The following is an 8,964-nucleotide window of genomic DNA, read 5'->3' as shown; positions in this document are numbered from 1 at the left end:
CCCCAGCCCCTGGGCCACGCCCGGGTGCCCGCGCCTTATGAATTGCCCTTCGCCGGCGGCCTGATCGGCTACCTCAGCTACGACTTCGGTCGACATCTGGAGCGCCTGCCGAGCCAGGCCCGGGATGACCTGCAACTGCCCGAGGCACGTTTTGGCCTGTACGCCTGGGCGCTGATCAATGACCACCAGACGCACACCAGCCAACTGCTGTTCCACCCCCACCTGGAAGCCTCCGAGCGCCAGCGCCTGATCCAGCTGTTCAACCAGCCACCCGTGACGGCAGCAGCCTCGTTCAAGCTGACCAGCGCCATGCAGCCTGATCTCAGCGCCGAGGATTACCGCCAGGCCTTCCAGCGCATCCAGCACTACATCCAGGCCGGCGACTGCTATCAGGTGAACTTTGCCCAGCGCTTTCGCGGCCAGTACCAGGGCGATCCCTGGGTCGCCTACTGCGCCTTGCGCGCAGCTTGTCCGACCCCGTTCTCGGGCTTCCAGCGCCTGCCGGATGGCGGTGCGGTGCTCAGCCTGTCGCCGGAGCGTTTCGTTCATGTCAGCCAGGGCCGGGTGGAAACCCGACCGATCAAGGGCACTCGCCCCCGTGGCCGGGATGCCGCAGAAGACGCAGCCAACGCCGCCGAGCTGCTGGCCAGCCCCAAGGACCGAGCGGAAAACCTGATGATCGTCGATCTGCTGCGCAACGACCTGGGGCGCACTTGCCGCACCGGCTCGGTGCGCGTGCCGGAGCTGTTCAGCCTGGAAAGTTACCCCAACGTGCACCATCTGGTGAGCAGCGTGACCGGCGAGCTGGCGGACGGCAAGGACGCCCTGGACCTGATCGCCGGCAGCTTCCCCGGCGGCTCGATCACCGGCGCGCCGAAGATCCGCTCGATGCAGATCATCGACGAACTGGAGCCCACGCGGCGCGCGCTGTACTGCGGCTCACTGCTGTACCTGGACGTACGCGGGGAAATGGACAGCTCGATTGCCATCCGCAGCCTGCTGGCCAAGGACGGGCAGATCTGTTGCTGGGGCGGCGGCGGAATAGTCGCGGATTCCGACTGGCAGGCGGAGTACCAGGAATCCATCACCAAGGTGCGGGTGCTGCTGGAGACGCTGCAGGGGCTTTAGGGCGTCTTCGCCGGCACGCCGGCTCCTACAGAGCGCGTCGTTCTCCCACCCGTAGGAGCTGGCTTGCCAGCGAAGGCGTCGGCAGGATTTGCGCACAACCCAAAGGCCTGTTCGCCGGCAAGCCGGCGCCTACAAGAGCGCGTCGTTCTCCCACCCGTAGGAGCTGGCTTGCCAGCGAAGGCGTCGGCAGGATTTGTGAAAAATCCAAGGGCCTCTTCGCCGGCGAACCGGTTTACAGGCTCAGGGGGCGATTGGAAGCCTTGATGAATTCCTGCTTCAACTCGGCAAAACTGTGCACCGCGGGGAACTGCGGGAACTCGCGAATCACGTTGTCCGGAGCATGGAACAGGATGCCGGCATCGGCCTCCCCCAGCATGGTCGTGTCGTTGTAGGAATCCCCGGCAGCGATGACCCGGTAGTACAGACTCTTGAAGGCCAGCACCGACTGGCGCTTGGGGTCTTTCTGACGCAGTTGATAGCCGGTCACACGGCCGTTGTCATCGGTTATCAGGCGGTGACACAACAGGGTCGGGAAACCCAGCTGGCGCATCAAGGGCTGGGAAAACTCATAGAAGGTGTCGGAGAGGATCACCACCTGGAAGCGCTCGCGCAGCCAGTTGACGAACTCCACCGCACCATCCAGAGGCTTGAGGGTGGCGATCACTTCCTGGATGTCCGAAAGCTTCAGGCCGTGCTCGTCGAGAATCCGCAGGCGCTGCTTCATCAGTACGTCGTAGTCGGGAATATCCCGGGTGGTTGCCTTGAGGGATTCAATCCCGGTTTTTTCGGCAAAGGCGATCCAGATTTCCGGGACCAGTACACCTTCCAGATCGAGACAGGCAATTTCCACAAGACACTCCCATTGGTTCTGATTATTTAAATTGAGCGAGCAAAAGGACTGCCGAACTCTAGCGATTCGCCTGCGCAGGCGCAACGCAGAGGAGCGCGCCAGGGCCGGGTGGATTTTGTTAAGATCGCCCCCCTATAGAGCGCACAGCGCCACCGACCTGTAGGAAACCGCCCTGATGACCCCATCGTTCGACGTCGCTGAACTCGCCGCGACCTATGCCAACAAATCCGCCCAGGACATTCTCAAGCTGGCCTTTGCCCAGTTCGGCGATGATCTGTGGATTTCCTTCAGCGGCGCCGAGGACGTGGTGCTGGTGGACATGGCCTGGAAGCTGAACAAGAACGTCAAGGTGTTCAGCCTCGACACCGGCCGCCTGCACCCGGAAACCTATCGCTTCATCGATCAGGTGCGCGAGCATTACAAGATCGACATCGAGCTGATCTCGCCGGACCACAGCCAGCTCGAACCCTTCGTCAAGGAAAAGGGCCTGTTCAGCTTCTACAAGGACGGCCACGGCGAATGCTGCGGCATCCGCAAGATCGAACCGTTGCGACGCAAACTGTCCACCGTCAGCGCCTGGGCCACCGGCCAGCGCCGCGACCAGAGCCCGGGCACCCGCAGCCAGGTGGCGGTGCTGGAGATCGACAGCGCCTTCTCCACCCCGGAGCGCCCCCTGTACAAGTTCAACCCGTTGGCGCAGATGAGCAGCGAAGAGATCTGGGGTTACATCCGCATGCTCGAACTGCCGTACAACAGCCTGCATGAACGCGGCTTCATCAGCATCGGCTGCGAGCCCTGCACCCGCCCGGTACTGCCCAACCAGCACGAACGCGAAGGCCGTTGGTGGTGGGAGGAAGCCACCCAGAAGGAATGCGGCCTGCACGCCGGCAACCTCATCAGCAAAGCCTGATCCCTCCCTTCTTCTGTAGGAGCCGGCTTGCCGGCGAATGAGCCCTCCCCCTGAGGACGCCTTCGCTGGCAAACGCAACCGCCCGGCCAGCACCCACAACCAATATGTACACATAAATGTCACCATCAGTGCCATTTTTGTGTGCACTTTCAGCTCCTGCCGCCCCAAAAGGTTACAGACCTTTCTCCCGCCGGATTTCGTGGCATGCATTGTCGCGCCTGACAAAAAATAAATACCTGTTCAAACGGTCAATTTTTAATCTCGCTGTTTCATACAGTTAGGAGCAATCCATAACAAAACGAAATCAGCAGCCCATTTCATAGCTCCGGAATTGGCACAGAAGTGGCTTTAGTCGACTTATGTTTTGTATACAAAAAAATCAAAACATACATACACTAACCATCCGCACGCCTGATCCACGACTCAGCTGCAGATGCCCCGAACCCAGTGATTTCCACCTGCGACGAAGATTGTCGAGCCTTGCGCTCAAGCACAGTCATCCAGGGCCGGAATCAGGAGCCGCCGGAATGCACACCAGCCCTTCCAACAACATCGCACTGGATCTGCCCTCCTCGCCGCACTCGCACAACCTGCAACAGCCCATCGCCGCAACCGATCCGGACAGCGTCATCCTCAGCCCGCGCCTGCACAACCGCGACCTGGCGCCGACCAAGGTCGAAGGTCGGCGCTGGGGCGGCTACAGCATCTTCGCCCTGTGGACCAACGATGTGCACAACATCGCCAACTACTCCTTTGCCATCGGCCTCTATGCCCTGGGCCTGGGTGGCTGGCAGATCCTCCTGTCCCTGGGGATAGGCGCGGCGCTGGTGTACTTCTTCATGAACCTGTCCGGCTACATGGGGCAGAAGACCGGGGTGCCGTTCCCGGTGATCAGCCGCATCAGCTTCGGCATCCATGGCGCACAGATTCCGGCACTGATCCGCGCGGTGATCGCCATTGCCTGGTTCGGCATCCAGACCTACCTGGCCTCGGTGGTATTTCGCGTGTTGCTGACAGCGATCCATCCGGGGTTTGCCGATTACGACCACAACTCGATCCTCGGCCTGTCCACCCTGGGCTGGGCCTGCTTCGTGGTGATCTGGCTGGTGCAATTGGCAATCCTCGCCTACGGCATGGAGATGATCCGCCGCTACGAAGCCTTCGCCGGACCGATCATCCTGCTGACCGTGGCCTGCCTGGCCGCGTGGATGTACACCCAGGCCGACGGGCAGATCGCCTGGTCGATCCGCGAGCCCCTGAGCGGCGGTGAAATGTGGCGGCAGATCTTCGCCGGCGGCGCATTGTGGCTGGCGATCTACGGCACGCTGATTCTCAATTTCTGCGACTTCGCCCGCTCCTCGCCGTGCCGCAAGACCATCAAGGTCGGCAACTTCTGGGGCCTGCCGGTGAACATTCTGCTGTTCGCCACCATCACCGTGCTGCTGTGCGGCGCACAGTTCCAGATCAACGGCCAGGTCATCGAAAGTCCGACCCAGATAATCGCCTCAATCCCCAACACCCTGTTTCTGGTCCTGGGCTGCCTGGCGTTCCTGATCGTCACCGTCGCAGTGAACATCATGGCCAACTTCGTGGCTCCGGCCTTCGTCCTCAGCAACCTGGCGCCCAAGTACCTGACCTTCCGCCGCGCCGGGCTGATCAGTGCCGCGCTGGCGGTGCTGATCCTGCCGTGGAACCTCTACAACAGCCCGCTGGTGATCGTGTATTTCCTCTCCGGCCTGGGCGCCCTGCTGGGCCCGTTGTACGGGGTGATCATGGTGGACTACTGGATCCTGCGCAAAGCCCAGATCCACGTGCCGCAGCTGTACAGCGAAGACCCGCAAGGCGCGTACTTCTACAGCCGCGGGGTCAATCTGCGGGCGGTGGCGGCCTTCGTGCCCGCAGCGCTGATTGCCATCGTGCTGGCCCTGGTGCCGGGCTTTGCCAGCGTATCGCCCTTTTCCTGGCTGATCGGCGCCGGCATCGCCGGCCTGCTGTACCTGATCATCGCCAAGCGCCAGCCCTGGTACGCGGACGTCAGCGGCGAATCCATCGCCGTAGACAACGTCAGTCACTGAACCTGAACGGCCCGGCGCGCCGGGCCTTGAACTGCCCAACCTGTAAGGAACCCCCATGCGCATTCTCGTGGTCAACGTCAACACCACCGACAGCATCACCCAGGCCATCGCCCGCCAGGCACAAAGCGTGGCAGCGCCGGGCACGGAAATCGTCGGACTGACCCCCTATTTCGGCGCCGAATCGGTGGAAGGCAACTTCGAAAGCTACCTGGCGGCCATCGCAGTGATGGATCGCGTACTGGCCTACGACCAGCCCTATGACGCGGTGATCCAGGCCGGTTACGGCGAACACGGCCGCGAAGGCCTGCAGGAGTTGCTCAATGTTCCGGTGGTGGACATCACCGACGCCGCCGCCAGCACGGCGATGTTCCTTGGCCACGCCTACTCGGTGGTGACCACCCTGGATCGGACCGTGCCACTGATCGAGGACCGGCTGAAGCTGTCCGGCCTCTATGAGCGCTGCGCCTCAGTGCGGGCCAGCGGCCTGGCGGTGCTGGAACTGGAGGAGGACCCACTGCGGGCGGTGGAATCCATTGTGCGCCAGGCCGAGCTGGCGGTGACTCAGGACAAGGCCGAAGTCATCTGCCTGGGTTGTGGCGGCATGGCGGGGCTGGATGAGCAGATCCGCCAGCGCACCGGGGTGCCGGTGGTGGACGGGGTCACGGCGGCGGTAACCATCGCCGAGTCGTTGGTACGCCTGGGGTTGTCCACATCGAAGGTGCGGACCTATGCGACGCCGCGGCCGAAGAAGGTGCTGGGCTGGCCGATGCGTTTGGGGCGCTGAGCCAGGCCGCGCAAGCCGGCGCCTACAGGGCGCTGAAGGTTTGCGCCAGGCCCTGTTCGGCGAACTGCTCGATGACGAAGTCGACAAAGGCCCGGGTCTTGCCCGGGAGCATCTTGTGTTCGGCGTAGTAGATCGAGGTGTAGCCGTCATCGACGTACCAATCCGGCAAGACCCGCTGCAGAGCGCCACAGCGCAGGTAGTTGACAGCAAACGGCATGCTCACCAGGGCCAGCCCCAGTCCCTGGGCCGCAGCGATGCAAGCCGCTTCGGAATCGCTCATGGTCATGCTGGCCTTGAGCTCCAGTGGGCGCACACCGCCTGCGCGACCAGTCAGTTGCCAGGTGCGGATGCGCCCGGTCTGCGGGGAGCGAATCAGAATCCCCCGGCAATGCTGCAGGTCCTCCGGCTCGCCAATCGGCGCCCGTCCTGCGAGATAGGCCGGGCTGGCCACCAGCACCCGATGGGCCGGTGACAGGCGACGGGCGACCACCCCTTGCGGTAGTTCGAAACCGCCACCGATGGCGGCATCGAAGCCCTGGCCGATCAGATCAACCTGGCGATTGTCGAAATGCCAGTCCGGCTGAATATCCGGATAACGCTGCAGGAAGGCCCCCAGCATCGGCACTATATACAGGCAGCCGAACACCGTTCCCACGCTGACCTTGAGCGTGCCCGCCGGACGCCCCTGGACGTTGGACAGGCTGCTCACGGCATTCTGGATGGTCTGCAGGCTGTCGCTGATTTCTGCCAGGAACAAGCGTCCGGCCTCGGTCAGGGTCAAACGTCGAGTACTGCGCTGAAACAGCCGCACACCGACTCGAGCCTCCAGCTTGGCCACACTTTTTCCTACCGCGGCCGGGGTCAACCCCAAGCGCCGCGCCGCCTCGGCAAAGCTGCCGACTTCCGCGCTGCGAACAAAACATTCAAGACTGCTGAAGGCTTCCATCGATGGCGATTCCAAACTTCTGGTTTATACAGAGTATAGGAATTACCCGCTACACAGGGGTTAATCAGCGGTCGATACTCGACGCCAAGCACAAGGCAAACCGGCCTTGAATCTCTGGAGAAGTACATGAGCAAGCACAACCTCAGCGGCAAAGTGGCCCTGATCCAAGGCGGTTCCCGCGGCATCGGTGCCGCCATCGTTGAGCGTCTGGCTGCCGAAGGCGCCAGCGTCGCCTTCACCTACGTCAGTTCCGCGAGCAAGGCGCAAACCCTGCAGGACAGCATCATCGCCAAGGGCGGCAAGGCTCTGGCGATACAGGCCGACAGTGCCGACGCCGAAGCCATTCGGGATGCCGTGCAACGTACCGCCCAGGCCTTCGGCCGCCTCGACATCCTGGTCAACAATGCCGGAGTACTGGCAATGGCCCCGCTGGACGAATTCAAGCTGGAAGACTTTGACCAGACCCTGGCCATCAACATACGCAGTGTGTTCATCGCCACCCAGGAGGCTGCACGCCACATGGGCGAAGGCGGACGCATCATCAACATTGGCAGCACCAACGCCGAGCGCATGCCCTTTGCCGGTGGCGGCCCCTACGCCATGAGTAAGGCCGCGCTGGTGGGCCTGACCAAAGGCCTGGCACGGGACCTGGGCCCGCGGGGCATCACCATCAACAACGTCCAGCCCGGCCCGGTGGACACCGACATGAACCCGGCCAACGGCGCCTTTGCCGAAAGCCTGCTGGATCTCATGGCCGTACGTCGCTATGGCCGCGCCGAAGAAATCGCTGGCTTCGTGGCCTATCTGGCCGGGCCCGAAGCGGCCTACATCACCGGCGCCAGCTTGAGCATCGACGGCGGTTTCAGCGCCTGATCCGCCCACGCAAAAAATAACCGGGCCACCTGTATCAGGTGGCCCGGTTGCTTGCGCAGCATCCGCCAGCGACTGCCGCAGAGGACTAACCGACTCGCAACGCCGTCCTTCTCCCTACCACCGGCCTCGCGACCTCAGGCCCACACCAGATGCGGCAAACCACAGGCGGCGGGCTGAAACCCCTTGAGCGAGCGCAGAATCCCGTCGGCGTGGGCGAACTTGGCATCCGCCATGGCCGGATCGGGCACCGCAAGCACTCGCATTCCCGCAGCCTTGGCAGCGGTCACGCCGAAGGGCGAATCCTCGAACACCAGGCACTCCCCTGGAGCCACACCCAGGCGCCGGGCTGCCGTGAGAAAGATGTCCGGCGCCGGCTTGGCCGCCGTCACTTCCGGATCATCGGCGGTGACAATGGTGTCGAAGAGCGCGAACCAATCGCCATGGCGGGTGATTTTCTCGCCGAAGGACATCTGCGACGAGCTGGTACCCACTGCAATGGGCACCTGGTGCTGCTTCAAATGGCGCACCAGTTGCTGAGCCCCCGGCATGGCCTCGGCTCGAGGAAAGCGCTCACGCATCAATGGCTCACGCATGACCAGGAACTCTTCGGCGCTGATGGGCAGGTCCAGAGCCTCGACCACGTAACGCGCCAGATCGGCGGCACCACGTCCGATGATGTTTTGCTTGATGGTCCAATCGTAGGTGCGGCCATAACGCTCGGCGATCAACTGCGTGATCTCGGTGTAGATACCCTCGGTATCCAGGAGCAGACCGTCCATATCGAAAATGACCGCCTTGATCGGTCCCAAATCATTCAACTGTGCATTCATCGCATCTGATCCGTTAGCAAAAGTACATTCCAGGGAGCGGCTCAGGTACGGCCCGTCATGTTCGGCAACACGTCAATTAAAGGGTTCAGCAGCATAGCGGCGGGGCTGGGTCAGGAGCAACCGAGGGGCATGGCGCAGGGGCAGGATGGTTTCAATCATCGGGATCGGGCTTGCCGTCGCCGTCTTCAGGCCCTTCCTGCAGTGGCACCAGCGCATCATCCATCAAGGAGCCGGGATCTTCATTCCCCGGATCGTTGATCACCTGCAGTTGCGCTGGGGATGGCTCGACATTGGCGGTCGTTTCGCGGGGCATGGTCCTCTCCTGAAACAGCGGAACGGCTGCATCAAGTATGGCGAAGCCCTGGGCAACGCGCACAAAAAAACCGGCGCAAGGCCGGTTTTTTAGACGTTGCGCCTGGATCAATGACGCTTCTTGTGCCCCATGCTGCTGCCCAGGGCACCGCCCGCCGCACCACCAATGCCGGCACCCACCGTGGAACCGGTGCTGCCGCCCAGGCGATTGCCGATCAGTGAACCACCAGCCGACCCCAGACCACCGCCAATCGCG

General features: G+C 62.7%; 10 protein-coding genes. 5 read left to right on the top strand and 5 right to left on the bottom strand.

Features of this window, described 5'->3' with window-relative positions:
• Positions 1-1,128 (top strand): aminodeoxychorismate synthase component I (gene pabB / locus BLX41_RS16665; RefSeq protein ID WP_259744962.1); only part of this gene is annotated, 1,128 nt, incomplete at its 5' end.
• A 232-nt stretch (positions 1,129-1,360) separates the two neighbouring features.
• On the opposite strand, the gene thrH is transcribed toward pabB, so the two are convergent.
• Positions 1,361-1,978, bottom strand: a complete 618-nt coding sequence (gene thrH, locus BLX41_RS16660; RefSeq protein ID WP_123725781.1) for a bifunctional phosphoserine phosphatase/homoserine phosphotransferase ThrH — start codon at positions 1,976-1,978, stop codon at positions 1,361-1,363.
• Between the two features lie 175 nt (positions 1,979-2,153).
• On the opposite strand from thrH, the gene BLX41_RS16655 reads away from it, so the two are divergent.
• From BLX41_RS16655 to BLX41_RS16645, 3 genes are all read left to right on the top strand, one after another.
• The gene (locus tag BLX41_RS16655) at positions 2,154-2,888 is read left to right on the top strand and encodes a phosphoadenylyl-sulfate reductase (RefSeq protein ID WP_123725780.1); all 735 of its coding nucleotides are present in this window, start codon (positions 2,154-2,156) and stop codon (positions 2,886-2,888) included.
• Positions 2,889-3,415: 527 nt separating this feature from the next.
• On the top strand, positions 3,416-4,963 hold the full coding sequence (locus tag BLX41_RS16650; protein ID WP_123725779.1) for an NCS1 family nucleobase:cation symporter-1: 1,548 nt from the start codon (positions 3,416-3,418) through the stop codon (positions 4,961-4,963).
• Positions 4,964-5,018: 55 nt separating this feature from the next.
• Positions 5,019-5,747, top strand: coding sequence for an aspartate/glutamate racemase family protein (locus tag BLX41_RS16645; RefSeq protein ID WP_123725778.1), 729 nt, complete (start codon positions 5,019-5,021; stop codon positions 5,745-5,747).
• A gap of 22 nt (positions 5,748-5,769) precedes the next feature.
• Here the strand turns inward: BLX41_RS16645 and BLX41_RS16640 are convergent, their stop codons facing one another.
• Entirely contained in the window at positions 5,770-6,693 is a 924-nt protein-coding gene (locus BLX41_RS16640) for a LysR family transcriptional regulator (RefSeq protein ID WP_123725777.1), read from the bottom strand.
• A gap of 126 nt (positions 6,694-6,819) precedes the next feature.
• Here BLX41_RS16640 and BLX41_RS16635 point away from each other — a divergent pair, with 126 nt between their 5' ends.
• Positions 6,820-7,566 (top strand): 3-oxoacyl-ACP reductase family protein, encoded by a 747-nt coding sequence (locus tag BLX41_RS16635; protein WP_123725776.1) that lies wholly within the window; start codon positions 6,820-6,822, stop codon positions 7,564-7,566.
• A gap of 134 nt (positions 7,567-7,700) precedes the next feature.
• On the opposite strand, the gene BLX41_RS16630 is transcribed toward BLX41_RS16635, so the two are convergent.
• From BLX41_RS16630 to BLX41_RS35530, 3 genes are all read right to left on the bottom strand, one after another.
• Positions 7,701-8,396, bottom strand: a complete 696-nt coding sequence (locus BLX41_RS16630; protein ID WP_123725775.1) for an HAD-IA family hydrolase — start codon at positions 8,394-8,396, stop codon at positions 7,701-7,703.
• A 151-nt stretch (positions 8,397-8,547) separates the two neighbouring features.
• Positions 8,548-8,820: a hypothetical protein gene (locus BLX41_RS33695; RefSeq protein ID WP_185073617.1), complete on the bottom strand. Its 273-nt coding sequence runs from the start codon at positions 8,818-8,820 to the stop codon at positions 8,548-8,550.
• On the bottom strand, positions 8,817-8,964 hold a 148-nt coding region (locus BLX41_RS35530), incomplete at its 5' end, for a glycine zipper domain-containing protein (RefSeq protein ID WP_259744973.1). The genes BLX41_RS35530 and BLX41_RS33695, both read right to left, overlap by 4 nt.

This window comes from Pseudomonas protegens, from assembly GCF_003732485.1.
GTDB lineage: Bacteria > Pseudomonadota > Gammaproteobacteria > Pseudomonadales > Pseudomonadaceae > Aquipseudomonas > Aquipseudomonas protegens_B.
Note: the sequence above shows the minus strand (reverse complement) of the source record. Positions and strands in the feature narration are given on the sequence as shown.